This window comes from Antarctobacter aquimaris, assembly GCF_900184945.1.
GTDB classification, from domain to species: Bacteria; Pseudomonadota; Alphaproteobacteria; order Rhodobacterales; family Rhodobacteraceae; genus Maliponia; species Maliponia aquimaris.
Genome location: NZ_FXYF01000006.1, coordinates 226,238 through 247,431, shown reverse-complemented (window position 1 = coordinate 247,431; position 21,194 = coordinate 226,238). Strand labels below are relative to the sequence as shown.

At 67.8% G+C, this 21,194-nt stretch carries 34 protein-coding genes, 1 tRNA gene and 1 other RNA gene; 23 read left to right on the top strand and 13 right to left on the bottom strand.

The features are described from left to right. Positions 1-3: 3 nt before the first annotated feature. The 11 genes from arsC (at position 4) to MAA8898_RS12890 (ending at position 6,626) form a co-directional block, all read left to right on the top strand. The gene (gene arsC / locus MAA8898_RS12940; RefSeq protein WP_094021437.1) at positions 4-357 is read left to right on the top strand and encodes an arsenate reductase (glutaredoxin); all 354 of its coding nucleotides are present in this window, start codon (positions 4-6) and stop codon (positions 355-357) included. A 173-nt stretch (positions 358-530) separates the two neighbouring features. After that, complete coding sequence (locus MAA8898_RS12935) at positions 531-1,010, top strand: UPF0262 family protein (protein WP_094021436.1); 480 nt, start codon at positions 531-533, stop codon at positions 1,008-1,010. A 1-nt stretch (position 1,011) separates the two neighbouring features. Further along, positions 1,012-1,455, top strand: coding sequence for an arsenate-mycothiol transferase ArsC (locus tag MAA8898_RS12930; RefSeq protein ID WP_094021435.1), 444 nt, complete (start codon positions 1,012-1,014; stop codon positions 1,453-1,455). Between the two features lie 37 nt (positions 1,456-1,492). After that, on the top strand, positions 1,493-1,894 hold the full coding sequence (locus MAA8898_RS12925) for a ketosteroid isomerase-related protein (protein ID WP_094021522.1): 402 nt from the start codon (positions 1,493-1,495) through the stop codon (positions 1,892-1,894). Then, the gene (locus MAA8898_RS12920) at positions 1,894-2,475 is read left to right on the top strand and encodes a GNAT family N-acetyltransferase (RefSeq protein WP_094021434.1); all 582 of its coding nucleotides are present in this window, start codon (positions 1,894-1,896) and stop codon (positions 2,473-2,475) included. Before MAA8898_RS12925 ends, MAA8898_RS12920 begins: the two co-directional genes overlap by 1 nt. Positions 2,476-2,484: 9 nt before the next feature. Then, complete coding sequence (locus MAA8898_RS12915) at positions 2,485-3,369, top strand: carbon-nitrogen hydrolase family protein (RefSeq protein WP_094021433.1); 885 nt, start codon at positions 2,485-2,487, stop codon at positions 3,367-3,369. A gap of 128 nt (positions 3,370-3,497) precedes the next feature. Beyond that, entirely contained in the window at positions 3,498-3,716 is a 219-nt protein-coding gene (gene infA / locus MAA8898_RS12910; RefSeq protein ID WP_005978431.1) for a translation initiation factor IF-1, read from the top strand. 244 nt (positions 3,717-3,960) lie between these two features. Then, a complete protein-coding gene (locus MAA8898_RS12905) occupies positions 3,961-4,551 on the top strand; it encodes a Maf family protein (RefSeq protein WP_094021432.1) in 591 nt (196 codons plus the stop codon). After that, a complete protein-coding gene (locus MAA8898_RS12900) occupies positions 4,548-5,579 on the top strand; it encodes a ribonuclease E/G (protein ID WP_094021431.1) in 1,032 nt (343 codons plus the stop codon). Before MAA8898_RS12905 ends, MAA8898_RS12900 begins: the two co-directional genes overlap by 4 nt. Continuing rightward, entirely contained in the window at positions 5,576-5,758 is a 183-nt protein-coding gene (locus MAA8898_RS12895; RefSeq protein WP_094021430.1) for a DNA gyrase inhibitor YacG, read from the top strand. Before MAA8898_RS12900 ends, MAA8898_RS12895 begins: the two co-directional genes overlap by 4 nt. A gap of 91 nt (positions 5,759-5,849) precedes the next feature. Then, positions 5,850-6,626 (top strand): LamB/YcsF family protein, encoded by a 777-nt coding sequence (locus tag MAA8898_RS12890; RefSeq protein WP_094021429.1) that lies wholly within the window; start codon positions 5,850-5,852, stop codon positions 6,624-6,626. A gap of 4 nt (positions 6,627-6,630) precedes the next feature. On the opposite strand, the gene MAA8898_RS12885 is transcribed toward MAA8898_RS12890, so the two are convergent. Next, positions 6,631-7,560: a zinc ABC transporter substrate-binding protein gene (locus MAA8898_RS12885; RefSeq protein WP_094021428.1), complete on the bottom strand. Its 930-nt coding sequence runs from the start codon at positions 7,558-7,560 to the stop codon at positions 6,631-6,633. A 121-nt stretch (positions 7,561-7,681) separates the two neighbouring features. On the opposite strand from MAA8898_RS12885, the gene MAA8898_RS12880 reads away from it, so the two are divergent. Genes MAA8898_RS12880 through MAA8898_RS12870 form a run of 3 tightly spaced genes read left to right on the top strand, consistent with a single transcriptional unit; the run spans position 7,682 to position 9,724 of the window. Further along, positions 7,682-8,161 carry a Fur family transcriptional regulator gene (locus tag MAA8898_RS12880; protein ID WP_094021427.1) on the top strand — a complete coding sequence of 160 codons (480 nt, stop codon included), beginning with the start codon at positions 7,682-7,684 and terminating at the stop codon, positions 8,159-8,161. Then, positions 8,158-8,943, top strand: a complete 786-nt coding sequence (locus tag MAA8898_RS12875) for an ATP-binding cassette domain-containing protein (RefSeq protein ID WP_094021521.1) — start codon at positions 8,158-8,160, stop codon at positions 8,941-8,943. The genes MAA8898_RS12880 and MAA8898_RS12875 overlap by 4 nt, the downstream gene beginning before the upstream one ends. After that, positions 8,933-9,724, top strand: coding sequence for a metal ABC transporter permease (locus MAA8898_RS12870; protein WP_094021426.1), 792 nt, complete (start codon positions 8,933-8,935; stop codon positions 9,722-9,724). The genes MAA8898_RS12875 and MAA8898_RS12870 overlap by 11 nt, the downstream gene beginning before the upstream one ends. A gap of 89 nt (positions 9,725-9,813) precedes the next feature. Here the strand turns inward: MAA8898_RS12870 and MAA8898_RS25800 are convergent, their stop codons facing one another. The 4 genes from MAA8898_RS25800 to MAA8898_RS26270 all read right to left on the bottom strand — a co-directional run bounded on the left by MAA8898_RS25800 (position 9,814) and on the right by MAA8898_RS26270 (position 10,948). Next, complete coding sequence (locus MAA8898_RS25800) at positions 9,814-10,017, bottom strand: hypothetical protein (protein WP_141194845.1); 204 nt, start codon at positions 10,015-10,017, stop codon at positions 9,814-9,816. Positions 10,018-10,028: 11 nt separating this feature from the next. Beyond that, positions 10,029-10,211: a hypothetical protein gene (locus tag MAA8898_RS12865; protein ID WP_094021425.1), complete on the bottom strand. Its 183-nt coding sequence runs from the start codon at positions 10,209-10,211 to the stop codon at positions 10,029-10,031. A 44-nt stretch (positions 10,212-10,255) separates the two neighbouring features. Further along, positions 10,256-10,585 carry a hypothetical protein gene (locus tag MAA8898_RS12860; protein WP_141194844.1) on the bottom strand — a complete coding sequence of 110 codons (330 nt, stop codon included), beginning with the start codon at positions 10,583-10,585 and terminating at the stop codon, positions 10,256-10,258. Positions 10,586-10,864: 279 nt separating this feature from the next. After that, a tRNA-Tyr gene (locus MAA8898_RS26270) sits at positions 10,865-10,948 on the bottom strand. Between the two features lie 155 nt (positions 10,949-11,103). Between MAA8898_RS26270 and rlmB the strand changes: the two genes are divergently transcribed. From rlmB to MAA8898_RS12825, 7 genes are all read left to right on the top strand, one after another. Beyond that, the gene (rlmB, locus tag MAA8898_RS12855) at positions 11,104-11,883 is read left to right on the top strand and encodes a 23S rRNA (guanosine(2251)-2'-O)-methyltransferase RlmB (protein ID WP_094021520.1); all 780 of its coding nucleotides are present in this window, start codon (positions 11,104-11,106) and stop codon (positions 11,881-11,883) included. 209 nt (positions 11,884-12,092) lie between these two features. Next, a complete protein-coding gene (locus MAA8898_RS12850) occupies positions 12,093-12,386 on the top strand; it encodes a hypothetical protein (protein WP_094021423.1) in 294 nt (97 codons plus the stop codon). 88 nt (positions 12,387-12,474) lie between these two features. Then, a complete protein-coding gene (ribB, locus tag MAA8898_RS12845) occupies positions 12,475-13,602 on the top strand; it encodes a 3,4-dihydroxy-2-butanone-4-phosphate synthase (RefSeq protein ID WP_094021422.1) in 1,128 nt (375 codons plus the stop codon). Beyond that, positions 13,602-14,153, top strand: a complete 552-nt coding sequence (locus MAA8898_RS12840) for a 6,7-dimethyl-8-ribityllumazine synthase (RefSeq protein ID WP_094021421.1) — start codon at positions 13,602-13,604, stop codon at positions 14,151-14,153. The genes ribB and MAA8898_RS12840 overlap by 1 nt, the downstream gene beginning before the upstream one ends. Positions 14,154-14,182: 29 nt before the next feature. Next, positions 14,183-14,623 (top strand): transcription antitermination factor NusB, encoded by a 441-nt coding sequence (nusB, locus tag MAA8898_RS12835; RefSeq protein ID WP_370738624.1) that lies wholly within the window; start codon positions 14,183-14,185, stop codon positions 14,621-14,623. Positions 14,624-14,769: 146 nt separating this feature from the next. After that, on the top strand, positions 14,770-15,105 hold the full coding sequence (locus MAA8898_RS12830; protein ID WP_094021419.1) for a hypothetical protein: 336 nt from the start codon (positions 14,770-14,772) through the stop codon (positions 15,103-15,105). A 76-nt stretch (positions 15,106-15,181) separates the two neighbouring features. After that, positions 15,182-15,514, top strand: a complete 333-nt coding sequence (locus tag MAA8898_RS12825) for a hypothetical protein (protein WP_094021418.1) — start codon at positions 15,182-15,184, stop codon at positions 15,512-15,514. A 55-nt stretch (positions 15,515-15,569) separates the two neighbouring features. Here MAA8898_RS12825 and ssrS read toward each other — a convergent pair. Continuing rightward, positions 15,570-15,725: non-coding RNA, 6S RNA (gene ssrS / locus MAA8898_RS27400), on the bottom strand. A gap of 174 nt (positions 15,726-15,899) precedes the next feature. Here ssrS and MAA8898_RS12820 point away from each other — a divergent pair. Then, positions 15,900-16,367 carry an MmcB family DNA repair protein gene (locus tag MAA8898_RS12820; protein ID WP_094021417.1) on the top strand — a complete coding sequence of 156 codons (468 nt, stop codon included), beginning with the start codon at positions 15,900-15,902 and terminating at the stop codon, positions 16,365-16,367. On the opposite strand, the gene MAA8898_RS12815 is transcribed toward MAA8898_RS12820, so the two are convergent. Beyond that, complete coding sequence (locus MAA8898_RS12815; protein WP_094021416.1) at positions 16,364-16,570, bottom strand: DUF6324 family protein; 207 nt, start codon at positions 16,568-16,570, stop codon at positions 16,364-16,366. The genes MAA8898_RS12820 and MAA8898_RS12815 overlap by 4 nt on opposite strands. Positions 16,571-16,659: 89 nt before the next feature. Here MAA8898_RS12815 and MAA8898_RS12810 point away from each other — a divergent pair, with 89 nt between their 5' ends. Beyond that, positions 16,660-17,139, top strand: a complete 480-nt coding sequence (locus MAA8898_RS12810; protein WP_094021415.1) for a GNAT family N-acetyltransferase — start codon at positions 16,660-16,662, stop codon at positions 17,137-17,139. A 9-nt stretch (positions 17,140-17,148) separates the two neighbouring features. Here the strand turns inward: MAA8898_RS12810 and MAA8898_RS12805 are convergent, their stop codons facing one another. Genes MAA8898_RS12805 through MAA8898_RS12785 form a run of 6 tightly spaced genes read right to left on the bottom strand, consistent with a single transcriptional unit; the run spans position 17,149 to position 21,192 of the window. After that, complete coding sequence (locus tag MAA8898_RS12805; protein WP_094021414.1) at positions 17,149-17,544, bottom strand: CBS domain-containing protein; 396 nt, start codon at positions 17,542-17,544, stop codon at positions 17,149-17,151. After that, a complete protein-coding gene (locus MAA8898_RS26265; protein ID WP_176445150.1) occupies positions 17,531-17,707 on the bottom strand; it encodes a hypothetical protein in 177 nt (58 codons plus the stop codon). The genes MAA8898_RS12805 and MAA8898_RS26265 overlap by 14 nt, the downstream gene beginning before the upstream one ends. Positions 17,708-17,709: 2 nt before the next feature. After that, positions 17,710-18,693, bottom strand: coding sequence for an FAD:protein FMN transferase (locus MAA8898_RS12800; RefSeq protein WP_094021413.1), 984 nt, complete (start codon positions 18,691-18,693; stop codon positions 17,710-17,712). A 3-nt stretch (positions 18,694-18,696) separates the two neighbouring features. Further along, positions 18,697-19,917, bottom strand: a complete 1,221-nt coding sequence (nqrF, locus tag MAA8898_RS12795) for an NADH:ubiquinone reductase (Na(+)-transporting) subunit F (RefSeq protein WP_094021412.1) — start codon at positions 19,915-19,917, stop codon at positions 18,697-18,699. Next, the gene (gene nqrE / locus MAA8898_RS12790; RefSeq protein WP_281252872.1) at positions 19,914-20,534 is read right to left on the bottom strand and encodes an NADH:ubiquinone reductase (Na(+)-transporting) subunit E; all 621 of its coding nucleotides are present in this window, start codon (positions 20,532-20,534) and stop codon (positions 19,914-19,916) included. The genes nqrF and nqrE overlap by 4 nt, the downstream gene beginning before the upstream one ends. Continuing rightward, positions 20,518-21,192: an NADH:ubiquinone reductase (Na(+)-transporting) subunit D gene (locus tag MAA8898_RS12785; RefSeq protein ID WP_094021411.1), complete on the bottom strand. Its 675-nt coding sequence runs from the start codon at positions 21,190-21,192 to the stop codon at positions 20,518-20,520. Before MAA8898_RS12785 ends, nqrE begins: the two co-directional genes overlap by 17 nt. Positions 21,193-21,194 lie beyond the last annotated feature (2 nt).

Sequence of the window (21,194 nt, the reverse complement as noted above, 5' to 3'; positions counted from 1 at the left end):
GACATGACCATCGTCATCTTTCACAACCCCAACTGTTCGAAATCCCGCGCCGCGCTGGAGGTGATCCGCGCGGCGAAGGTGGAACCGGTGGTGGTGCCCTACCTCAAGACCGGCTGGACGAAACCGCAGCTTCAGGCGCTGTTCGCGGTTGCGGGCCTCTCCGCGCGCGAGGCGCTGCGCACCGCGAAAGGGCAGGCCGCCGCGCTGGGCCTGCTGGATGACGGCGTGTCCGAGGAGGCGATCCTCGGCGCCATGGTGGCGCACCCCGAACTGGTCGAGCGGCCGATCGTCTGTTCGCCCAAGGAGGTCAGGCTGTGCCGGCCGCCCGAACGGGTGCGAGACCTGCTGCCGGATTGACCGGCGGCGTGTGCGATCCGAGACCTGTTCAACTCAGGCGCGCTGCGCGTGTCCCCGGGTGGTGCCATGGCCGCGAACGCCGACCCCGCGTCCCCGACCCAATGCGCCCATTGGTGCCATTGCCCCGCAGGCCCACCCGCGTTAATCCAAGGCGAACATTCAGGATGCCGTACATGACCCGCATCGCGCACATCGAACTGGACGACGCCAACCTGCCGCCGCCCACACCGGAAATCGAACAGGAGCGCCGTGTCGCCATGTTCGACCTGATGGAGGAAAACTCCTTTGTCCTGCCCGCGCGGGAGGATCGCCCGGTGCCACCGGGCCCCTACCACGTGGGCCTGTCGATCCGCGACAAGCGGTTGGTCTTTGACGTCACCACCGAAAGCCACGAGAAGGCGGCCGAGTTCCACCTGTCGCTGTCGCCCTTTCGGCAGGTGGTCAAGGACTACTTTCAGATCTGCAAATCCTACTTCGACGCGGTCAAGACGCTGCCGCCCAGCCAGATCGAGACGATCGACATGGCCCGGCGCGGCATCCACAACGAAGGCGCGCGCATCCTGCAAGAGCGGCTGGAGGGCAAGGTGGACCTGGACGACGCGACGGCGCGGCGCCTGTTCACCCTGGTCTGCGTGCTGCATTTCGGGGGCTGAGGTGGGGCAACTGCCGCAGTCGGTGCTGTTTGCCTGCGATCACAACGCGGTACGCTCGCCCATGGCCGAGGGCATCATGAAAAAGCTATACGGCACCGAGGCCTACGTGCAGTCGGTCGGCGTGATGAACGACCTAGAGATCGACGGTTTCGCCATCGCCGTCTGCAAGGAGATCGGCGTGCAATTGGAGCGCCACCGCTCGCGCAGCTTCGAGGACCTGGAGCGCATGGGCGAGGCGCTGTCGGGCTTTGACCTTGTGGTGACGCTGTCACCGGCCTCGCAGCGCCGCGCGCTGGAACTGACGCGCTTCTACCACCTGACGGTGGATTACTGGCCGATCATGGACCCGACCGGCATCGGCGAGACGCGCGAGCAGAAGCTGAACGCCTTTCGCCAGACGCGCGACCAATTGGTCAAGCGGTTGCGCGACGCATGGTCGGGGTGATCGAGTATTTTCAGAGAGAAGAAGCCGGGGAGGGATGATGTCTGAGGCAAGGAACGTTGTGGCGCGGTATTTCGCGGCCTTCAATGCTGGCGATGTGGCCGGGATTCTGGACTGTCTGTCCGACGACGTGGCGCATCATGTGAACGAGGGCAAGGTGCGCGAGGGCAAGGCCCTGTTCGAGGCGTTCTGCCAGCACATGAGCCGCTGCTACCGCGAAGAGCTGACCGACATGGTGATCTTTGCCAGCGAAGACGGCACGCGGGCGGCGGCGGAATTCATGGTCAACGGCACCTACCTGGCGACCGATCCGGGCCTGCCCGAGGCCCATGGGCAGACCTACGTGCTGCCGGCGGGGTCATTCTTTTCCCTGAAGGACGGCAGGATCACGCGGGTGGTGACCTATTACAACCTCGCGGACTGGATTCGGCAGGTTTCCTGATGCGGGTGGAGGTGCTGACCGGCGCCGCGCTGGAGGCGGCGCTGGACGATGTGGCGCGGCTGCGGATCGCGGTTTTCCGTGCCTTTCCCTACCTCTACGACGGCGACTTCACCTATGAGCGCAGGTATCTCCAGACCTACCGTGACAGCGCGGCGGCGGTGCTGGTGGGGGCCTTTGACGGCGAGCGGCTGGTGGGGGCGGCGACCGGGACGCCGCTGGAGGACCATGCCGAGGATTTCGCCGGGGCGTTCGACGGGGCGGGCTACGACCTGGCCGAGGTGTTCTACTGCGCCGAGTCGGTGCTGCTGCCCGAGTATCGCGGTCACGGGATTGGCCACCGCTTCTTTGACCTGCGCGAGGCGCATGCGCGGGCGCTGGGGCGGAAACACGTCTGTTTCTGCGGGGTTGTGCGGCTTGCCGATCATCCGCTTCGGCCGGCGGACTACGCGCCGCTCGACCCGTTCTGGCGCAAGCGGGGCTATGCGCCTCTGCCGGGCGTTGTGGCGGAGTTCCGCTGGAAGGACATCGACCAGGAGCAGCAGACAACCAAGCCGCTGCAATTCTGGATCAAAGCATTGTGAGGGCATGAGATGAAGATCGCAACGGCGTCTTACCCGGCGGATTTCCTAGACAGCTGGCAGGATTACGAGGACAAGATCACCCGCTGGGTGAGCGAGGCAGCTGGCGCGGGGGCGCAGCTGCTGGTGTTCCCCGAGTACGGCGCGATGGAGCTGGCGACGCTCGCCGGGCGCGAGGTGGCCGGTGACCTCGAGGCCAGCCTGAAGGCGGTTTCGGACCTCGTGCCGCAGGCCGATGCGCTGCACGCGGCGCTGGCGCGGCGCTTTGGCGTGCATATCCTCGCCGCCTCCGCCCCGACCTTTGATCCGCAGATCGGGCCGCGCCCGGTGAACCGCGCGCGGCTTTTTGCGCCCTCGGGGGCGATGGGCGTGCAGGACAAGCAGATCATGACCCGCTTTGAACGCGAGACCTGGGGCGTGGTGGCGGGCGGCCCCTTGCGGGTGTTCGACACGGCCTTGGGCCGGATCGGCGTGCTGATCTGCTACGATTCGGAATTCCCCCTGCTGGGCAGGGCCTTGCGCGACGTGGATATCCTCTTGGTGCCGTCGGTGACGGAGGCGCTGACCGGGCATTCGCGGGTGCGCATCGGCACGGCGGCCCGCGCGCTCGAGGCGCAGTGCGTGGCGGTCATGTCCTCGCTGGTGGGCACGGCGGACTGGAGTCCGGCGATCGACGTCAGCGTCGGGCGCGGCGCGGTCTTTGGCCCGCCGGATGTCGGCTTTCCGGCGACGGGCGTCTTTGCCGAAGGCGCGCTGAACCTCCCCGGCTGGACCTATGCCGAGGTCGATATCGAGACCATCGCAGAGGTCCGCCGCGACGGTGTCGTGCTCAACCGCCTGCATTGGGATGACCAGCAGGGCCGGGACGGTGCGCCGGAGACTGTTGCCTTGCGCTGAGCGCTGGGATAGGCACCGCGCAGGGCCGATGGCGCTGGCGCGACAAGTTGTGACTTGAAAATTCGCCGTTTACGGCTCATATTACCGCGCGCCGCGCCAGGAGCGCGGTTTTCGATTCAGGAGAGACCATGGCCAAGGAAGATACGCTCGAATTCCCCGGTGTCGTGAAGGAACTCCTGCCGAACGCGACGTTCCGGGTCGAGCTTGAAAACGGCCATGAGATCATCGCGCACACGGCAGGCAAGATGCGCAAGAACCGCATCCGGGTTCTTGCAGGCGACAAGGTTCAGGTGGAAATGACCCCCTACGATCTGACCAAGGGCCGGATCAACTACCGTTTCAAGTAAGTCGTTTTCGCGCCGGCGAAGGCGACGGTTGGGCCCATGTTTCCGCCGGAAACGTGAGAACCCACGCGGTGTGGTGCGGCCCATGTCGGATGCCGCGGCCATGCAGACTTCGGCGGATCGGGCATCCCGGAACAGGGCAGGGCAACATGGCGGGGGTCTGACGCCGCTTTCGTCGTTTTGCCATTGCGTCCGGGCGCCTGGTCTGGTGTGCACTCTGCGCGCCCAGCAGTGAGATCCGATCCCCATGACAGACCGTCCCCGCCTGATCCTTGGCTCCGGCAGCCCGCGCCGGCGCGAGTTGCTGGCGCAACTGGGCGTCGTCGCCGACGACATCCGCCCGCCGGACATCGACGAAGACCCGCATAAGGGCGAGTTGCCACGCCCCTACTGCGTGCGGTTGGCGCGCGAAAAGGCGCTGGCGATTCCAGCTGACGCCGACGAGATCGTGCTGTCGGCCGACACCACCGTCGCGCTGGGCCGCCGCATCCTGGGCAAGCCGCAGGACGAAAAGGAAGCCGCGCATTTCCTGACCCTCCTGTCGGGACGGCGGCACCGGGTGATCACGGCGGTCGCGGTGCGGCGCGGTGAACGGCTGTGGGAACGCGACGTGGTCACGCAGGTGCTCATGAAACAGCTGTCCAACGTCGAGCTGAACGCCTATCTCGCCAGCGGCGACTGGCGCGGCAAGGCGGGGGGCTACGGCATCCAGGGCATGGCCGGGGCGTTCATCCCGTGGATCGGCGGCTCCTTTACCTCTGTCGTCGGCCTGCCGCTGGCGGAGACGGCGAATCTGCTTCAAGCGGCGGGATATCCCATCTACAAGGCGCACTCATGAAGGGCACGACGATCATTCTGGACACTTGGGGCGAGCGTGAGGCCGCGGCCCGGCTGATCGACGGTCAGCTGGATGACCTGCTGATCGACAGCGACCTGCCGCGCCCCGGCTCCATCTACCGCGCCGTGGCCGAACGCCCGATGAAGGGGCAGGGCGGCATGTTCCTCAAGACGCCCGATGGCCCGGCCTTCCTGCGCCAGGTCAAGGGGTTGAGCCCGGGCGAGGCGCTGCTGGTGCAGGTCACCGGCTATGCCGAGCCGGGCAAGGCGCTGCCGGTCACCACGCGCCTGCTGTTCAAGTCGCGCTATGCCATCGTCACGCCGGGGGCGCCGGGGATCAACGTCTCGCGCCAGATCCGCGACGACGACCTGCGCGACGCCCTGCTGGAAATCGCGCACGAGGCGGTGGCAGAGTCGCCGCTGCCCGCCGAGGCCGGGTTGATCCTGCGCTCCGGGGCCTCGCTGGACGAGGCGGACGCGATCCGCGACGATATCCTCGCCATGGTCACGCTGGCGCAGACGGTGCTGGCGGATGTGACCGGCGGGCCGGAACTGCTGGTCGAGGGCGACGGACCGCACGCGCTGGCCTGGCGCGAATGGATCGGGCCCGCCGATGTGGATGACGAGCCCGGCGGCTTTGAGCGGCACGGCATCGGTGAACGGGTCGAGGCGCTGCGCCTGCCCAAGGTGCCCTTGCCCGCCGGTGCCAGCATGGTGATCGAGCCGACCACCGCGCTGGTGGCGGTGGATGTGAACACCGGCGGCGACACCTCGCCCGCCGCAGGGCTGAAGGCGAACATCGCCGCCTTCCGTGACCTGCCGCGCCAGTTGCGGCTGCGGGGCCTGGGTGGCCAAGTCGTCATCGACCCCGCGCCGGTGGTGAAAAAGGACCGCCGCCAACTGGAAACCGTCCTGAAGGCCGCGCTCAAGACCGACAAGACCGAGACAGTCGTCGCCGGCTGGACGACGCTGGGCCTGCTGGAATTGCAGCGCAAGCGGGACCGGGTGGCGCTGAAGGACCTGCTATGAGCTGCCCAATCTGTTCGCGCGAGACCGATCCGAAGTACCGCCCGTTCTGTTCGCGCCGCTGCGCAGACGTCGACCTGGCGAAATGGCTGGGCGGCAGCTACGCCATCCCCTCGGACGATCCAGAGGACATGGAAAAGGCCGCACAGGCCGTGGTGGACGAAGAGCGCAAGCCGCACTGACCGGTCAGGCATCGCCCGGAAGCGGTGGACAAGCCGCGCGGCGCGTGCTGCTTTGCGGGACGATCAGCGATCCGGCATAGGGAGGCCTGCCATGACAACCGTCGATCTGAACGCCGACATGGGCGAAAGCTTTGGCCCTTGGGTGATGGGGCAGGACGCGGCGCTGCTGGAGGTGATCACCTCGGCCAACGTGGCCTGCGGCTTTCACGCCGGTGACTGGGATGTGATGGCTGACACCATGGCGACCGCCAGCGCGCGCGGCGTCGGCATCGGCGCGCATCCCGGCTTTCCCGACCTTCAGGGCTTTGGCCGCCGGCGGATGCACCTGCCGGAGAAAAGCCTGCGCCACATGGTGCAGTACCAGCTGGGCGCGGCGCTGGGCATGGCGCGGGCCACGGGGGCCGAGGTGCGGCACCTCAAGCTGCACGGCGCCTTGTCCAACATGGCATCGGAGGATGAGGCCATGGCCGAGGCCTGCTACGGCGCAGCGCTGGAAATCGCCCCCGAGATCATCGTCATGGTGCTGGCCGCGACGGCGCAACAGCGCGTGGTGGAACGGCTGGGCTGCCGCTGGGCGGGCGAGATCTTTGCCGACCGGGCGTACAATGCCGATGCCACGCTGGTGGACCGCAAGCTGCCCGGCGCGGTGCTGCATAACCCGGCCACCGCCGCGCCGCGCATCGTCAGGATGGTGCAGGCGGGCGCAATCCTGCCGGAACAGGGCGAGCCGATCCCGGCGGCGATCGACACCATCTGCCTGCATGGCGACGGCGCAACCGCCCTGCCGATGGCGCGCGCGGTGCGCAGCGCGCTGGAGGCGGCGGGGATCGCCGTGCGCACCTTCGACGGGCGGCGCGGCGCGGCCTGACGCGTTAGCGCCCCGCACACTCCGCGATTCGCGCCGCGAGGTCGCGGAGCAGCGCAGGGTAGAGGCCGGGCCCCTGCGGCAAACCCGCGCCGAGCGAGTCCAGCTCCACGACCGGGATGCCCGCGTCCGCCACCGCGCCCAGCAGGCGCGGGTCGGTGCCCGGCTCCGTCAGCAGGCAGGCGGGCGGCGTCGCGGCATAGGTGTCGCGCAGGGCCGCCAGCCGGGCAGGCCCCGGCGTGGCCGAGTCGCTGTCAGACACCGCGCCCAGCACGGTCAGCCCGAAGCTGCGTTCGAAATACTGTAAGGCGTCGTGCCCGACACCCAGCGGCACATCGGCGAGCGGGGCCAGGAGGGCGCCCGCCTCGGCCCGTGCGGTCGCGATCTCGGCTGCGCCCTGCGCGGCATTGGCGTTGTAGGCGGCGGCGTTGTCGGGGTCGGCCTCGGCCAGCGCTGATGCAATGGCACCCAGCCAGACCAGCGCGTTGTCCGGGTCCAGCCAGGGATGCGAATCATGGGCGGCATGACCGTCATCATGGGCGTGATCGTCGTGACCATGGTCCTCGTCGCCGTGGTCATGGGCAAAGAGCCCGGCCTCCCGTGCGGGCAGAAGGTGCGTGCCCGCAACCTTGGCCAGCGGCAATGACCGGGCCTCGGGCGCCAGGGCTTCGATCTGCCGGGCCAGTTGCGGCGTCAGGTCCGGCCCGACCCAGATCACCAGGTCCGCCTCGGACAGCAGCCGTGCCTGGCTGGGCCGCAGCGCCATTTCGTGCGGCGAGGCGCCGGGCGGCAGCAGGCGCTCGGGCGTGCCCAGTCCCTGCATCACCAGGGCGGTCAGGCTTTCCACCGGGCCGATGTCGGTCACGACCTTCGGCACCTCGGCGCGGGCGGCAACGGGCAGGGCGAAACAGGCGGTCAGGAGCAGGGTGCGCAGCATGGGGCCTCGGGCTTGGCGATGGTCGTGGTACAGGACGTGTGTATGTTATATCATAACGCTCGCCACCTTGTAGGGCGGAACGTTATATCATATCAACCCCGAAACGCAGGAGACCGGTGCCTTGGACAGCAAGAGCTTTGAACACCACGACCACCGCAGCTGTGTTGCCAGCTCGCTGCGCACGGTCGAAAGCGCCTGCGCCGACCGGGGGTTGCAGCTGACCCCCGTGCGTCGCCGCGTGCTGGAGATCCTGCTGTCCGAACACCGCGCTTGGGGTGCTTACGAGGTGCTGGACCGGCTGCGGACCGAGGGGCTGGGGTCCCAGCCGCCGGTGGCCTACCGCGCGCTCGACTTCCTGGTGGCGAACGGCTTTGCGCACCGGATCGAGCGGCTGAATGCCTTTGTTGCCTGCGCCGCACCCGGTGAGCGGCACGCGCCCTGTTTCCTGATCTGCCGCGCCTGCTCGGCCGTGGCCGAGACGCCGGGGCGACGTGCCAGCCAGGTGCTGCGCGAGGCCGCCGCCGAACTGGGGTTCGAGGTCGAACGCGTGGCGATCGAGGCCGAGGGCCTGTGCCCCGCCTGCGCGGGGCAGGCGGCATGAGGGGCCAGGTCGCCCCGCTGATCGAGGCGCGCGGCATGGCGGTCCGGCAGGGCGCCGCCGAGGTGCTGCGCGACGTCGATTTCGCCATCCGCCCGCGTGAGATCGTGACCGTGGTGGGGCCCAACGGCTCGGGCAAGTCGACCCTGCTCCGGGCGCTGATCGGCGCGTTGAAGCCGGTGCGGGGCCGCGTGACGCGTCAGCCCGACCTGCGGCTGGGCTATGTCCCGCAGGGGCTGAAGATCGACCCCAGCCTGCCGATGACGGCGGCGCGCTTCATGTCGCTGCCGCAGCGTGTGCCGGCGGCCGAGATCGCTGCCGCGCTGGACGAGGCGGGCGCCGGGGATCTGGGTGGCCGGCAGATGGCGGCGCTGTCGGGCGGGCAGTTCCAGCGCGTGCTGCTGGCCCGCGCGCTGCTGGCCCAGCCGCAACTGCTGATCCTGGACGAGCCGACGACCGGACTGGACCAACCGGGGCAGGCGAGCTTTTACCTGCGGCTCGAACACCTGCGCGACCGGCTGGGATGCGCCGTGCTGATGGTCAGCCACGAGTTGCACGTCGTCATGAGCGCAAGCGACCGGGTGATCTGCCTCAACGGTCATGTCTGCTGCGAAGGTCTGCCCGAGGTGGTGGCCCAGGCCGAGGAATACCGCGCCTTGTTCGGCACCGGCACGCAGGGGGCGCTGGCGCTCTACCGGCACGAACACACCCATCGCCACGACCACAATCACAGCCACGACCATGCCCATGTGCATGCCCCTGCGGAGCCGCCCCATGCTGGATGATTTCCTGGTCCGCGCGGTGCTGGCCGCGGTTGGGGCCGCCCTTGCCGCGGCGCCGCTGGGCGTCTTCGTGATCTGGCGCAGGATGGCCTATTTCAGCGATGCCACCGCCCATGCGGCGGTGCTGGGGGTCGCGCTGGCGCTGGCGCTGTCGGTGCCGGTCTTTGCCGGGACGCTGGTGGTGGCGCTGGTCACCGCCTTTGGCGTCGCGCGGCTGTCGGGGCGGGGCATGGCGGCGGACATGGTGCTGGGCGTCGCGGCGCATTCGGCGCTGGCGCTGGGCATCGTCGCGGCGAGCTTTGTGCAGGGGCCGCGGCTGGACCTCGAAGCCTATCTGTTTGGCGACATCCTGGCCGTCAGTGTCACCGACCTCGCGGTCATCTGGGGCGGTGGACTGGCGGTGGCGGGGCTGATCTTCTGGCGCTGGCAGGACTTGCTGATCGCCACCGTCTCGCCCGACCTGGCGGTGGCCTCGGGCATCGACCCGGACCGCGAGCGTCTGATCCTGATGCTGGCGCTGGCGCTGGTGGTGGCGGTTGCGCTCAAGGTGGTCGGCGCGCTGTTGATCGGGGCGCTGCTGATCGTCCCGGCGGCAGCCGCGCGGCCGATGTCACGCACGCCCGAGGGGATGCTGGCCGGGGCTTCGGCGCTGGGCGTGCTGTCGGCGCTGGGCGGTCTCTGGGCGGCCTGGAGTTTCGACACCCCCGCCGGCCCCAGCATCGTTTGCGCGGCGGCGGCGCTGTTTGCTCTGTCTTCTTTGTTCGCGGGACGCCGGTCCGCTTGAGTTCGCTGACTTGAGACGGAATAGGTGTGGGGTGGCCAGCGGATTAAATCCCTTCGAAGCCAGCAACGACGCAGCCGAGGATCCTTAAATTAAGGGTTCACATCGTAATAGTTGCTTTCGCCGCGTGGGCAGTTGTCCCGCAATAAGTTGGCACAGCGTTTCAAGGACGGTTCGTCGATCCCGAAGCTTTCTTCGGAATGCCCGCACTTTGTGCAAGCGACTTCAACACCTTCAACGGTGCCGTAGTCGCCGTCGAGGTCAACATAGTCGGTGGTCGTAGAAACGTAGCCCATGCTGCAAACTCCTATGTGTCGTCGGGGTGTGGCGCATGCGGAACCCTATGGGACCAATACGGCGCGTCCTTGGCGTCGGCTTCTCCCGGCTCATACCATTTGTGGCCCGTCCACATCCAAACTTCCCAATCGTTGCCGGGCTGCGTGACAACGTAGAAATAGCCCGGCCGGTTGTCGTGCATGTCTTCGGCCATACTCCGAACTCCTGGTCTGTAGAAAGTGCTTGTCCGAAACGCCTTTAGATGCGACCAAGCATCACGTTTGCTACAGTCTTCTTGATAGCCTTCAATTCAGCCTGTGCTTTCTTCACGACGGCGTCTTGCTTGTGCATTGCGTTAATGGCCGCTTCTATGCGGCTACCGGCAACAAGCTTGACAATCTCACTAACTGGTGCGCCGGCTTCCACCACTTCGCTTTCGTCGCCAGAAATAAGCGCGAACCGATGCTTGCAGTATTGGCCGTTCTCACCCGCCGAACAGTCGCATGTAATCACGGGGCCGTCTTCGGTTGAATAGACTCGCACATTGTATTCACTTCCGCTGGATTTGCTTCGCACCACAAATTTCATGTCCCAAACTCCGACTTGGCTAGCGCGGGCATTAACGTTTACCGAAGCAAGTTCCGTCTACCTTGCCGTGTATCTAGGGATGGAATTACTCCGAAGCTTAATCATGCACAAGCCGCGAAGCCGTCGGACGCGTGAAAGCTTGGTCGCATCGCCCTACCGGGTGCGAATGCAGTCACGTCTTCGTGGCTGTTCGGCGCGCTGATTTTGGGAACTGCCCTGATAGGCAATTCTTAGCCACCGTCGGCGTTTCTACGTTTTCCCTTGACAATCAAGGTGAGATGGTGGGCGACCCTGGAATCGAACCAGGCGTGAGTCGCCTCGAGGGAGTTACAGTCCCCTGCCACACCTTGCGGCCTGTCGCCCACCGGGCGTCCTGTCGGGCCAGCGGCCCCCGGACGTGGAGGGCTGATTACATGCGGCCCCATGGGGCGTCAACAGGAAAATCCCTTGGAAATCGCCGCCCAGGCGTGCATGAGTGGGCGCTCTCTGGAGCGGGCTTTGCGGGGCGGATGCGGGACATGGCGAAGAAACCGAAGTGGGTGGTCGAGAAGGAGCAGGCGCGCCGGGCTTCGGCGGCGGAAACGGTCTGGCTGTTCGGCGTTCACGCGGTGCGCGACGCGCTGGTGAACCCCCGGCGCGAAAGGCTGCGGCTGGTTCTGACGCCCAATGCGGCCGAACGGCTGGCCGAAGCGGTGGCGGACTCGGGCATGACGCCCGAGATCCAGGACCCGCGCCGCTTTGACGTGCCGATCGACCCCGGCTCGGTCCACCAGGGAGCAGCACTTGAGGTCAAGCCGCTGGACTGGGGAAAGCTCGAGGACGTGGCGCTGCGCGGTGAGGGGGCCTTGCGGCTGGTGCTGCTGGACCGGGTGACCGACCCGCATAATGTGGGCGCCATCCTGCGCTCGGCCGAGGTGTTCGGCGCGCAGGCGGTGATCGGCACCCGCCACCATGCCGCGCCCGAGACCGGCGCGCTGGCCAAGACCGCCTCGGGTGCGCTGGAGCGCCAGCCCTACCTGCGCGAACGCAACCTGGCCGACACCATCGTCGCCCTGCAGGGCATGGGCTACATCGTGCTGGGGCTGGATGGCGAGGCCGAGGTCACCATCGAAGAGGCGCTGGAGGGGCGGCGCGACCGGCCCGTGGCGCTGGTGCTGGGGGCCGAAGGGCCGGGCCTGCGCACCAAGACCAAGGAGACGGTCGACCAGCTGGTGCGGATCGACTTCGCCGGCAGTTTCGGCTCGCTCAACGTGTCGAACGCCGCCGCCGTGGCGCTGTACGCCGCGCGTCCGCGCTGAAACCGCGGCCTGCGGGCTGCCTGAGGGCGACGGGCCAAGCCTGTGTCCTGTTGCCGTGTTCCGGAGCCCAACCCCTGGCCCGCAAGATCGCGGATATGGGGCCATGACCGTTCCTCGGCAATGCGTCAGGACGGGGCGCGCGCGACGGAGGCGCAGAGTCGCGGTTGCCTTGCTTGACGGGGCGGGATCGTGCCCCCATCTAAACCCTCATGCCGACAACAAAGATCGCCACCTGCTGCTACTGCGGCACCCGCGCCGCGCTCGTCCTGAAGGGGCGCGAGCGGCATGAACTGGCCTGTTCCGCGTGCGGCGCGCCGCTGCATGACCTCAAGATGCTGAAAACCGACGCCGCGCAGCGCGCGCCGACGGGGCATCGGCAGCATGGGCCCGCGCCGGTGTATCGTGACAAGCCGCGCAAGGTGAAGAAACCGAAGCGGCGCAAGTCGCTTGTGTCGCGCATCTTCGACGAGGCGTTCGACGTGATCGAGGACATCTTTGACTGACGCAAAGCGCCCTGCGCGCGTCGGCTTTGGTCTGGCCTTTGCGTTGCCGCTCAAGTATCCCGCCTGAGACAGGCAGGAGGGAACCGGCATGCCCGAATTCGAGAACCCGGGACAGGTCGAGCAGGACTGGTCCGACGCGATTTCCTCGGTCGAGGAGATCATCGACGACGCCCGCAACGGGCGGATGTTCATCCTGGTCGACCACGAGGACCGCGAAAACGAGGGCGACCTGGTGATTCCCGCGCAATGGGCAACGCCGGACGCGATCAACTTCATGGCGCTCTACGGGCGCGGGTTGATCTGCCTTGCGATGACCTCGGAACGGATTGCCGAACTGGGCCTGCCGCTGATGTCGACGAACAACTCGTCGCGCCACGAAACCGCCTTTACCACCTCGATCGAGGCGCGCGAGGGCGTGACGACAGGGATTTCGGCGGCTGACCGGGCCCGCACCATCGCGGTGGCCATCGATGCCTCCAAGGGCGCGGCGGACATCGCCACGCCGGGCCACGTGTTCCCGCTGCGCGCCCGCAAGGGCGGGGTGCTGGTTCGCGCCGGGCACACCGAGGCCGCGGTGGACGTGTCGCGGCTGGCGGGGCTGAACCCGGCGGGCGTGATCTGCGAGATCATGAACGACGACGGCACCATGGCCCGCCTGCCCGAACTGGTGGGGTTTGCGCAGCGTCACGGGCTGAAGATCGGCACCATCAGCGACCTGATCGCCTACCGCCGCCGCAACGACAATCTGGTGAAGGTCCGCACCGAGGAGATGATCACCTCGGAATTCGGCGGCGAGTGGAAGCTGCGCATCTACACCGACGAGACCCACGGCGACGAACACATCGTCCTGACCAAGGGCGACATCACCACGCCCGAGCCGGTGCTGGTGCGGATGCATGCGCTGGACCCGATGCTGGACGTGATCGGCACCGGCCCGCGCGGCCGTGCGCACGAGTTCCACCACGCCATGCAGGCCGTCGCCGACGAGGGGCGCGGGGTGGTGGTGCTGCTGCGCGACACCTCGATGAAACTGGACGCGCACGAAGGCGCCTCGCCCAAGACGCTGCGGCAATACGGGCTGGGGGCGCAGATCCTGTCCTCGCTGGGTCTGTCCAGGCTGATCCTGCTGACCAATTCACCCACCCCCAAGGTGGTGGGCCTCGAAGCCTACGGGCTCGAGATCACCGGAACCCGCAAGATATCGGAGCTTGGCTGATGGCCTCCAATGAAACGCATCATGTCCTCGACCGCCCGACCTTCGACAAGCCGGTCAAGGTGCTGATCGTCGTCGCGCCCTACTACAAGGACATCGCCGACCAGCTGGTCACCGGCGCGGTGGCCGAGGTCGAGGCTTGCGGCGGCTGGCACGAGGTCGTGCAGGTGCCCGGCGCGCTGGAGATCCCCACCGCCATCGGCATCGCCGAGCGGCTGTCGAACTATGACGCCTACGTCGCGCTCGGCTGCGTGATCCGGGGCGAGACGACGCATTACGACACGGTCTGCAACGACAGTTCGCGCGGGATCACGCTGCTGGGGCTTCAGGGGCTGTGCATCGGCAACGGCATCCTGACGGTGGAGAACTACGAACAGGCCCGCGTGCGCGCCGAGGCCAAGGGCCAGAACAAGGGCGGTGGTGCTGCGGCGGCGGCCTTGCATCTGCTGGCGCTGGAACGTAAGTGGGGCGGCGCCCGCAAGGGGGTCGGATTCGTGCCGATGGGCGACGAATACCGGATCGCAGGCGGCAGCAAGGGCCCTGACATCGCATGACCCAGCTTTCGGGCAATCAGAAACGCAAGATGAAAAGCGCGTCGCGGCTGTACGCCGTGCAGGCGCTGTTCCAGATGGAGCAGTCGGACGCGGGCCTCGACAAGGTCAAGCACGAGTTTCTGGAGTACCGTTTCGGCGCCGAGATCGAGGAAGGCACCGAGATGATCGACGGCGACGTCGATTTCTTTGTCAAGCTGATCGAACAGGCGGTGAACTGGCAGGCCAAGCTCGACCAGATGACCGACCGCGCGCTGGTGGCGAAATGGCAGATCTCGCGCATCGACCCGACATTGCGGGCACTGTTCCGCGCCGCCGGGGCGGAGCTGGTGGCGCTGGACACGCCGCCCAAGGTGGTGATCAAGGAATACGTGGACGTGACCACCGCCTTTTTCCCCGAGGGCAAGGAAGCGGGGTTCGTCAACGCCGTGCTGGACCACATGGCGCGCGAGGCGCGGCCCGAGGCGTTCTGACGCGGACCTTGGATTTGTACGTTTTGTACGTCCTGTACGCGAAAATCCACGTTTTGTACCACGCGGTCAGGATCCGTTAACCTCTTGACGCTTGTCCTTTGCACGCCATCTAGTATTCTGAACGTGGAATGCGAAGGAGTCGCCCCATGCCCAGGCTGATCCGTCTCTACATCCTCCAGGTCATCGCCGGCTTCGGCCTGTCGGCACTGTTCGTCGGCGCGCTGCTGTGGTTCGACGTGGCGGGGCTGTGGCGGCTGATCTCGGGCAGCGATATGGGGTTTGTCGCGGTGCTGATGCTGTGGGTGTTCAACGGCATCGTCTTTGCCGGGGTGCAGTTCGCCATCTCGATCATGCGCATGGCCGATGACACGCCGCCCTCGGGCGGAACGCGGCAGCGGGTGCGCCCGCAGGTGCCGGTCCGTGTCGAGGTGACGGCGCAGGCGCGCCCGGGTCTCTCGCGCCGCCTGCTGACCCGGCGATAACGCGCGAAGCATCCTCACCGCACCTTGCCGCAAGGACCGCGCGTCTTATCCTTTCCGTCAGGAAAAGGGGGTGCGCATGCCACGGCTTGTCCGACTGTTTGTGATTCAAAGCCTGATCGGTGCCGGTGTCGCGACCGTTTTTGTCGCGTTGTTGCTGGCGCTGGACGTGGCGAACCTGTGGTATCTCGTGACCCACACGCGCGGCGGCGTCCTGGCCGCGATCGTGCTGTGGGTGCATTTCGCAGCGGTCTTTGCCGGCGTTCAGTTCGCGATTTCGGTGATGCGATTGGCGGATGTCGAGGGCGACCGGGAGGGGCCGCGCGGCGGTCCGCCGGAGCCGGTCCGCGTCGAGGCGCTTGGCAGGCTGCCGATCATCGGACGGAAGCGTGCTTCCGGACGCCCCGACTGAGCCTGCGGCTCAGCGGCCCGCCCTCCAGCCAGCTTCCGGCAAGAGGGGGAAAGTGGCGGGAACCACGCCAACCGTGTGGGTCGTGCATTCCCGAGGACCTGTTAATACAGGTGGGCGCCGGGTAACGAGACCACGATCCCGTCAGAGCCAACTCCCTCGGATTTGCTTAAGGCCACCGGAATGTACCCGTTCACGAGAAGGGCAGAACCCGCCAAGCCGGTAGGTAAGGCGGCAGGGCCCCCGTGACAAGGCTCTGCGTAAAATACTCTGCACGTCCCGGTGTGGCGGCATTCCCCGGCCGGTGGGCCCGCGTCCGAGAGGCGGGCAATCCGCGTGGCCCAAGGGGAGGCTTGCCTTTGTTCACGAAATGTCCAAGACTTCGGCCATGGAACCGAGTGCGCTTTCCGACCTGATGCCGGGCCAGTTGCTGGCCCGGGGGGTGTGCCGCCACCTGGCGGGGCATGGTTTTGCCGTGGTCGAGGAATTCGTACCCGACCGGGGCCTGCGCGTCGATGTCATGGCGCTGGGGCCCAAGGGCGAGCTTTGGGTTGTCGAATGCAAGTCGAGCCGCGCCGATTTCAGGGGCGACGGCAAGTGGCAGGGCTACCTGGACTGGTGTGACCGCTATTTCTGGGCTGTGGACCAGACCTTTCCCACCGACCTGCTGCCCGATGGCACCGGGTTGATCATCGCCGATGCCTACGATGCCGAGATCCTGCGCATGGCGCCGGAGGACAGGCTGCCCGCCGCGCGGCGCAACACGCTGATCCGCAAGTTCGGCTTTCATGCTGCGCGGCGGTTGCAGGGCCTGCGCGATCCGGGGGTCGGCGCGGTGCTTCAGGCGCCGCTTTAGCGTTTGCCCGGCTTGGCCGGTTTCGCCTTGCGCGCGGCGGCGGCGGCGGCGCGCAGTTCCTCGGCGATCTCGTCGGCCTCGGAAGGGTCGAAGTCCATCGGGATTTCCATGCCATCGGCAAAGATGTAGAGCCGCACCATGCCCTGATCGGTCGGGCCGATCTGCAGGTTCGCCTCGATGTCGCGTTCTTCGTTGATGCCCATGGCCGTGCCGCACCCGTGCTGCCGTGAAGGCCTGTCACCTAGCCGCGAAACCCTTGCTTTGCAAGCGGCGGGACGCTTTTCTGCGGTCCATGGAGATCGTTCTGAAAGAGCTGGGTCCCGGTGACGTGGACTGGCTGGTGGCGCAGCACGGGCGGCTGTATGCCCGCGACGAAGGCTTTGACGCCAGCTTTGCCGTGCTGGTGCGCGAGATCCTCGAGGCCTTTGAGGCGGGGCACGATCCGGCCTGCGAACGCGGCTTTGTCGCCTGGCAGGGGGAGGCGCGGCTGGGCAGCATCTTTTGCGTGCGGCAGGACGGGGACACCGCCAAGCTGCGGCTGTTTTTCCTGCTGCCGGAGGCGCGGGGCAAGGGGCTGGGCAAACGCATGTTGCAGGCCTGCATGGGGTTTGCCCGGGACTGCGGCTATCGCCGGATGGTGCTGTGGACGCATGAGAGCCACCGCGCCGCCTGCGCGCTGTATGAACGGGCGGGGTGGTGGCTGGTCCGGTCCGAGCCGAAGCGCAGCTTTGGTGTCGACGTGGTCGAGCAGGGCTGGGAGGTGACGCTGTAGCCCGGGGCCTCAGCCGAGGTCGAGAAAGGCGGTCAGCAGGTCGGCCCGGTCGAGCATCCCGACCAGCCGGCCGTCGCGCAGCACCGGGTAGGCGCGGTAGGAGGTTTGGTGAAACCGTTCGGCGGCGGCGATCAGGCTGGTGTCGGCGTCCAGCGTTTCGACATTGTGTGTCATGTAGCGGGCGACGGTGTCGGACCAGGCCTGGTAGTAGGCCGAGTGCAGCGCCGGGCCGAAACAGTCCTTTTGGGTGAAGATGCCCGCCAGCTGCCCGCCGTCATCGACCACGGGCGCGGCGGTTGCGCCGCTGGCGATCAGGTCGGCCACCGCCTTGCGGATCGGCGTATCGGGGGTGAGGCGCAGGAAGGTGGTGCGCATCACGTGCGCGATGGTGTCAGCCTCGGCCATGGCGGGCCTCCCTTGCGGCGCGGTTGGGGCAGGTGGCGCAGCTGAGGCCCAAGCACTTTGCCCCCTCGCAGGCGGTCTGCGGCGGCGCGCGGCCCAGCAGCAGCCCGGCGGCCAGCCCGGCAAAGGCCAGCGAGACAAGCGCGATGGCGATCGGCAGTTCCATGGTCAGGCGGGCCTGTAGTCGACGGCGCCGGTGGTCACGGCGCGCAGGCCGGGGGCGTCGTCGAACAGGAACAGCGCGTCGATCCCCTGTGCGCGGGCCAGCGCGGGGCCATCCGGCCCGGCGGCCATCAGGGCGGTGGCCCAGCCGTCGGCCGTCATGGCGTCTGACGCCAGCACCGAGACCGAGGCCGGCGTACCCGGCACCGGGGTCTGCGTCGCCGGGTCGATGATGTGGCAATAGCGGCGGTCGCCAAGGCTGTAGCCGTTGGCCTTGATCCCCGAGGTGGCGACGGCGCGGTCCAGCTTGATGCTGCCGGCAAGGCCTTCGGTCCCCGGGCGCGGGTCCTCGACGCCCACGCGCCAGGCACGGCCCGAGGGATGGGCGCCGCGCGCGATCAGCTCGCCGCCGAGTTCGGTCAGGAAATCCGTCTGGCCCGCCTCCAGCAGCGCGGTGGCCATGAGGTCCAGCGCGCGGCCCTTGGCGATGCCGCAGAGGTCCAGCGTCAGGGGGGCCTCGGCCTTGTGCAGGCTTTCGCCGTCGACGCTCAGCCCGTGCCAGCCTTGCGCGCCCTTGGCGATGGGGCCAAAGCCCCAGCGCGCCACGGCCGGGCCGACGGTGGGGTCGAAGGCGCCGCCGGTCATCTCTGCGAGGTGCAGGGCTGCGCCGGTGACCAGGGCCAGTTCGGGGGACAGCGGGTGCCGTCCGGCTTTTGCGCGGTTCAGAGCGGTGATCCGGCTGTCGGTGCGCCAGGGCGACATCTGGGCGTCGATCCCGGCCAGCAGCGTCTCGATCCGGGGGACAGGGGCGGCCTTGCCGGTGGGCAGGCGCACCGTCCATGTGGTGCCGAAGGCGGGGCCGGTGAGCACCTCCGTCGCGGCAGCGCCGCGCGCCAGAGCGGGCGCGGAGGGCCGCAGCGCCAGCCCGGTCAGCAGCGCCGCAGCGCCGCCCGCCAGCAGGAAATCACGTCGTTTCAGCGGATGTGTCATGGCTCAGGTCCCGAAATCGTCGTTGAAGATCGAATGACGCTCGACGCCGAGGCGTTCCAGCGTGGAGATCACCGCCGAGATCATCATCGGCGGGCCGCAGAGGTAGTATTCGCACTCTTCCGGCGCGGGATGGCGCGACAGCACCGCGCGCACGGTTTCGTGGATAAAGCCCGTCGCCCCGGTCCAGCGGTCGCCCGGCGCGGGGTCCGACAGGGCGGGGATGAAGGTGAAATTGGGGTGCGCGGCGGCGATGGCCTCGAATTCGTCGGTGTAGAACAGGTCGATGGCCGAGCGCGCGCCGTAGAAATAGGTCATGCGTCGGGTCGTCCCGAGGCCCACCTGTTCATGGATCATCGCGCGCAGCGGCGCCATGCCGACGCCGCCGCCGATAAAGACCATCTCGCGCGTCGTCGGCTGGACGTGGAACTCGCCGTAGGGGCCGGACAGGGCGAGGGGATCGCCCGGCTTCAGCCCGAAGAGGTACGACGACACGAGGCCCGGGGGGATCTCGCCCTCGCGCCCCGGGGGGGGCACGGCGAGGCGGATGTTGAACACCGCGCGGCCGGTGTCCTGCGGCCGGCTGGCGATGGAATAGGCGCGTGTGACGGGCTGGGCAGAGCGGGCGGTCAGCGTGCGCCAGCCCGCGTCGCGCCAGGTGTCGGCAAAGCGGTCCGGCACCTCGATCCCGGCAAAGTCCAGCGTGTAGGCGGGCGCGGTGATCTGCATGAAGCCGCCGGCGCGAAAGCCCATGTCCTGCCCGTCCGGCAGCGCCACCACCAGCTCGCGGATCAGCGGGGCGACCATGTCATTCGACAGGACGGTGCCGGTCATCGTCTCGACCGACAGCAGGTCGGTGGGCAGGCTGACCTCGACCGGCCCGCGCAGCATCACCTGGCAGGCAAGGCGGACGTTGTCGCGCCGCTCTGCCGGGGAGAGGATGCTCTTTTCGGTGGATTGCGGCTGACCCGCGCCGGGGCCGGTGGCGGTGACGCGGCACAGCCCGCAGGTGCCGCTGCCGCCGCAGCCCGCCGGCACGCCGATCCCGGCGCCGTGCAGCACCGACAGCAGCGATTCGCCGCGCTGGGCGTCGATCCGGCGGCCGCCGTTCACGGTCACGTCCACCGTACCCTGCGGCACCAGCCGTTGCCGCGCCGCCAGCAGCAGCAGGGTCAGCGCCATGAGCAGCGCGATGACGACCACGGATCCGATCGCGATTTCGGTCATGGCGCCACCATCTGCCCGAAGGAGGCAAAGCCCAGCGACATCATGCCCGCCAGGATAAAGGTGATGCCCAGGCCGCGCAGCCCGGCGGGCAGGTCGGCATAGGCCAGCCGCGCCCGGATCGACGCCAGCAGGATGACGGCCAGCGCGAAACCCGCCCCGCTGCCGAGCCCAAAGACCAGGCTTTCGGCCAGGTCATAGCGCCGTTCGACCATGAACAGGCTGCCGCCAAGGATCGCGCATTGCACCGTCAGCAGCGGCAGGAAGACGCCGAAGGCGGAATGGACCTGCGGAAAGAACCGCTCCAGCAGCATCTCCAGCAGCTGCACCGAGGCGGCGATCAAGCCGATGAAGGCCAAGAGCGCGAGGTAGGACAGGTCCAGCTCGGGCATCCCGGCCCAGGCCCAGGCGCCGGGGGCCAGCAGCAGAGTGTAGAGCACCTGGTTCAGCGGCACGGTCAGCCCCATGACGCCGATCATCGCGATGCCCAGGCCCACGGCCGTCTCTGGCCGGCGCGACAGCGCGAGAAAGGTGCAGAGCCCGAGGAAAAAGCTCAGCGGCATGTTCTCGACGAACATCGCCTCGAAGAAGAGCGCCGAGAGGTCAGAGAACGCGTTCACGCGGGACCTCCTCGGGCTTGGGCGGGGTGGCCTCGGGGGCTTCGGCCTGTTCGGGGACAAGGCTGCGCACCGCCCAGACGACGCCGCCCAGCAGGAAAAAGGCGCTGGGCGCCAGCAGCATCAGGCTGAGCGGCGTGAACCAGCCGCCCTGGTCCACGGTGGGCAAGACCTGCCAGCCCAGCAGCGATCCCTTGCCGAACAGCTCGCGCACCGCGCCGATGCTGACCAGCACCAGCGAATAGCCCAGCCCGTTGCCCAGCGCATCGGTCATCGAGGCGAGCGGCGGGTTGGAGCGGGCAAAGGATTCGGTCCGGCCCAGCACCAGGCAGTTGGTGGTGATGAGGCCCACGAAGACCGACAGACGCTGGCTGATGTCAAAGAAATAGGCCTGCAACACCTGGTCGATCACGATCACCAGCGAGGCGACGATGACGATCTGCACGATCAGCCGGATGGTCGAGGGGATGTGGTGGCGGATCACGCTGACGATCAGCGCCGAGAGCACCAGCACCACGGTCAGCGACACCGACATGGTCAGCGCGGTGTCCAGCGAGGTGGTCACCGCCAGCGCCGAGCAGATGCCGAGGATCTGCAGCGTGATCGGGTTCTTGTCGATCAGCGGCGCGATCAGGATCGTGCGGAGGGGGGTGGCGGGCATGG

Bases quoted from the DNA above. Each gene is read 5' to 3' on its own strand.
- arsC (WP_094021437.1), top strand. From the start codon at position 4: ATGACCATCGTCATCTTTCACAACCCCAACTGTTCGAAATCCCGCGCC.
- MAA8898_RS12935 (WP_094021436.1), top strand. From the start codon at position 531: ATGACCCGCATCGCGCACATCGAACTGGACGACGCCAACCTGCCGCCG.
- MAA8898_RS12925 (WP_094021522.1), top strand. From the start codon at position 1,493: ATGTCTGAGGCAAGGAACGTTGTGGCGCGGTATTTCGCGGCCTTCAAT.
- MAA8898_RS12920 (WP_094021434.1), top strand. From the start codon at position 1,894: ATGCGGGTGGAGGTGCTGACCGGCGCCGCGCTGGAGGCGGCGCTGGAC.
- MAA8898_RS12915 (WP_094021433.1), top strand. From the start codon at position 2,485: ATGAAGATCGCAACGGCGTCTTACCCGGCGGATTTCCTAGACAGCTGG.
- infA (WP_005978431.1), top strand. From the start codon at position 3,498: ATGGCCAAGGAAGATACGCTCGAATTCCCCGGTGTCGTGAAGGAACTC.
- MAA8898_RS12905 (WP_094021432.1), top strand. From the start codon at position 3,961: ATGACAGACCGTCCCCGCCTGATCCTTGGCTCCGGCAGCCCGCGCCGG.
- MAA8898_RS12900 (WP_094021431.1), top strand. From the start codon at position 4,548: ATGAAGGGCACGACGATCATTCTGGACACTTGGGGCGAGCGTGAGGCC.
- MAA8898_RS12895 (WP_094021430.1), top strand. From the start codon at position 5,576: ATGAGCTGCCCAATCTGTTCGCGCGAGACCGATCCGAAGTACCGCCCG.
- MAA8898_RS12890 (WP_094021429.1), top strand. From the start codon at position 5,850: ATGACAACCGTCGATCTGAACGCCGACATGGGCGAAAGCTTTGGCCCT.
- MAA8898_RS12885 (WP_094021428.1), bottom strand. From the start codon at position 7,560: ATGCTGCGCACCCTGCTCCTGACCGCCTGTTTCGCCCTGCCCGTTGCC.
- MAA8898_RS12875 (WP_094021521.1), top strand. From the start codon at position 8,158: ATGAGGGGCCAGGTCGCCCCGCTGATCGAGGCGCGCGGCATGGCGGTC.
- MAA8898_RS12870 (WP_094021426.1), top strand. From the start codon at position 8,933: ATGCTGGATGATTTCCTGGTCCGCGCGGTGCTGGCCGCGGTTGGGGCC.
- MAA8898_RS25800 (WP_141194845.1), bottom strand. From the start codon at position 10,017: ATGGGCTACGTTTCTACGACCACCGACTATGTTGACCTCGACGGCGAC.
- MAA8898_RS12865 (WP_094021425.1), bottom strand. From the start codon at position 10,211: ATGGCCGAAGACATGCACGACAACCGGCCGGGCTATTTCTACGTTGTC.
- MAA8898_RS12860 (WP_141194844.1), bottom strand. From the start codon at position 10,585: ATGAAATTTGTGGTGCGAAGCAAATCCAGCGGAAGTGAATACAATGTG.
- rlmB (WP_094021520.1), top strand. From the start codon at position 11,104: ATGGCGAAGAAACCGAAGTGGGTGGTCGAGAAGGAGCAGGCGCGCCGG.
- MAA8898_RS12850 (WP_094021423.1), top strand. From the start codon at position 12,093: ATGCCGACAACAAAGATCGCCACCTGCTGCTACTGCGGCACCCGCGCC.
- ribB (WP_094021422.1), top strand. From the start codon at position 12,475: ATGCCCGAATTCGAGAACCCGGGACAGGTCGAGCAGGACTGGTCCGAC.
- MAA8898_RS12840 (WP_094021421.1), top strand. From the start codon at position 13,602: ATGGCCTCCAATGAAACGCATCATGTCCTCGACCGCCCGACCTTCGAC.
- nusB (WP_370738624.1), top strand. From the start codon at position 14,183: ATGAAAAGCGCGTCGCGGCTGTACGCCGTGCAGGCGCTGTTCCAGATG.
- MAA8898_RS12830 (WP_094021419.1), top strand. From the start codon at position 14,770: ATGCCCAGGCTGATCCGTCTCTACATCCTCCAGGTCATCGCCGGCTTC.
- MAA8898_RS12825 (WP_094021418.1), top strand. From the start codon at position 15,182: ATGCCACGGCTTGTCCGACTGTTTGTGATTCAAAGCCTGATCGGTGCC.
- MAA8898_RS12820 (WP_094021417.1), top strand. From the start codon at position 15,900: ATGGAACCGAGTGCGCTTTCCGACCTGATGCCGGGCCAGTTGCTGGCC.
- MAA8898_RS12815 (WP_094021416.1), bottom strand. From the start codon at position 16,570: ATGGGCATCAACGAAGAACGCGACATCGAGGCGAACCTGCAGATCGGC.
- MAA8898_RS12810 (WP_094021415.1), top strand. From the start codon at position 16,660: ATGGAGATCGTTCTGAAAGAGCTGGGTCCCGGTGACGTGGACTGGCTG.
- MAA8898_RS12805 (WP_094021414.1), bottom strand. From the start codon at position 17,544: ATGGCCGAGGCTGACACCATCGCGCACGTGATGCGCACCACCTTCCTG.
- MAA8898_RS26265 (WP_176445150.1), bottom strand. From the start codon at position 17,707: ATGGAACTGCCGATCGCCATCGCGCTTGTCTCGCTGGCCTTTGCCGGG.
- MAA8898_RS12800 (WP_094021413.1), bottom strand. From the start codon at position 18,693: ATGACACATCCGCTGAAACGACGTGATTTCCTGCTGGCGGGCGGCGCT.
- nqrF (WP_094021412.1), bottom strand. From the start codon at position 19,917: ATGACCGAAATCGCGATCGGATCCGTGGTCGTCATCGCGCTGCTCATG.
- MAA8898_RS12785 (WP_094021411.1), bottom strand. From the start codon at position 21,192: ATGCCCGCCACCCCCCTCCGCACGATCCTGATCGCGCCGCTGATCGAC.